Below are 2,105 nucleotides of genomic sequence, written 5' to 3' on the forward strand. Positions count from 1 at the left end.
AACGACGACCAGCAGTAACCGAACCAACGACCAACACCAGAGGGGTCAACATTCAGACGTCTCCAGGGGGTCAGAAATCGCGCGACGTTGACACCCCCCGGTCCGCGAGTTGGCGATCGCGCGGAGCTCAGACGGGAGAGCGCACCGGCCTCGCGCTGCCCGAAGGAACGGGCGGGCGCGTTGCGGTGAAGCGGATTACCCCTCGACAATGCGGCCGAGCGTGCGGCGTGCATCCGCGAACCTGCGGCCATGCCCAACCGGCAGTCGGCCATGCCAGGCGACGGCCCGGCCTCGTGCTGACGGTATGGCCGGGCGTGATCAGGCGCCTAGCTCAGCGTGACCGAGCGTAGCGGGCGAGGCGACCCCCGCCCGTGATGGTGCATGCGGGCCTGCGCTCGCGTGGCCGGGCCCGGGCTTGGTGGTCGGCCTGGATGGGGATCGGTTCGGGGCCGTGTTGGCGGGATTGCCGGGGGTGGGCTGTCGGCCAGTGCTTAGGACGAGCGTGGCGGGTGGGGAGAGTCGGGCGGCTCTGGGGGGCGTGAGTCGGTGTTCGCGTCGTCTTCCGTCGGCGCGGGTTCGGGCCCGGCCGGGTGTGCGGTGGTGGGCTGCTCGGCGCGGGGCATGCGGGTGCGGCACGCGGCCCCCGGGTCTGTTCGGGGGCGCGAGTCTGTGGTCTGTGGGTCTGTGATCAGGCGGCTTGGCTTGTTGGGGGTGGGCGGCTGGCCGGGGTGAGGCTCCATGTTGGTGGGCCTGTGGTCTGGCCTGTACCGGGTGGGTGGAGGCGGTAGGTGTAGCGGCCGTCCGGGTTCTTGGTGATGTGGATGCGGTGTGGGTTGGTGTGTTTGTAGCGGTTGTGCCAGCCGCAGGTGAGGGCGAGTTGGTCGATGTCGGTGGGGCTTCGGCCGAGGGCCCAGCCGTGGACGTGGTCGACTTCGCACAGCGTCCCGGGCACCTCGCAGTCCTGGACGGCGCAGGTGGAGTACAGGGTCTCCAGGACCTGGCGCTGTGGGGCGGTGGCGAACCGGACTCGGTGGCCCAGGTAGAGCGGGGTGTTGCCGCCGCCGAGCAGGAGCGGAGACACCCCTGCGCTGAGCGCGATGCGGCGGGCTTGGGCGGCGGGGATGGGGGTGCCGTCGGTGAGACGTGCCGGGGTGGTGCCGCCGGTGAGGGTGTCCAGGTCGCAGATGACGGTGACCTTGGTGGCCTTGTGCCCGCCCGACAGCACCGTGGTGAGTGCGGCGGCCGTCCGTTCGGAGAGGTCGCGGTGGTCGTCGGTTCCGGCGGGTTTGGCCAGGGGGGCGAGGGTGCCGTCCCAGATGGCGGCGTCTTCGGCGTTGAGCCAGCCCTTGATGTAGCGGCCGCCGTCGAGGGACCGTGTCGAGTCGATCCAGGATTGTTCGTAGCCGCGTGCCACGTCTTCGGGTGCCTGTTCGGTGCCGTCGCGTTCGGCGATCACGTCGCGGATCCGCTTGCCGAAGGAGGCGACCTTTCCGGCGGAGAAGCCCTGGTCGACCATGCCCAGCAAGATGTTCTCGGCTTTGCCGCAGTCATCGTCGTCGAGTCGGGTGATGGCGTCGGCGATGGTGGCGGCATATCCGGCCGACAGGTCACCGGCGGTCCACCGCTCGGTCATCTCGGGGACGCGGTGGCGCTGGCGGGCCAGGGTGAGACGTTCCTTGGCGCGGGACTCGCGCATGCCCAGCCGGGACCGCAGCCAGGACCGGGTGGAGGGGTATCCCCACCGCTGCACTTCGCGGGACCGGTCGACCACGCCGATCAATTCCGACAGGGCGGCTTCCTGCAGATCGCCTGCGGTGGCGAGGGTCTCGGTGAGTTCCATGCATGCCACCGCCGATTCGGGGGCAGCACGGGAGGCGAGTTCGGCGGCGATCGCCGATGCCGCGTTCACCAATTCCATGGTGGACGCGGCGTCGAGGTCGACCGCGATTGAACTCATACCCTGATGATATCCGGCCGGACGCTGCTTCGTCCTTTCGAGTCGAAAATCCACCATGATTCTTTTGGGCTTCCTTGATCGACTCTCGCCTGTTTTCTCGAAAGGTTCATTTCGGGCATTTCGATTTGAAGTTCTGCACTTGCGTGCT

At 68.6% G+C, this 2,105-nt stretch carries 1 protein-coding gene; it reads right to left on the minus strand.

What is annotated here, in order from left to right:
• Window positions 1–688: 688 nt before the first annotated feature.
• Complete coding sequence (locus tag AB0K34_RS46525; RefSeq protein ID WP_364554948.1) at window positions 689–1,957, minus strand: DUF222 domain-containing protein; 1,269 nt, start codon at window positions 1,955–1,957, stop codon at window positions 689–691.
• Window positions 1,958–2,105 lie beyond the last annotated feature (148 nt).

This window comes from Actinomadura sp. NPDC049382, assembly GCF_040677125.1.
Taxonomy (GTDB): Bacteria; Actinomycetota; Actinomycetes; order Streptosporangiales; family Streptosporangiaceae; genus Spirillospora; species Spirillospora geliboluensis.

Bases quoted from the DNA above. Each gene is read 5' to 3' on its own strand.
- AB0K34_RS46525 (WP_364554948.1), bottom strand. From the start codon at position 1,957: ATGAGTTCAATCGCGGTCGACCTCGACGCCGCGTCCACCATGGAATTG.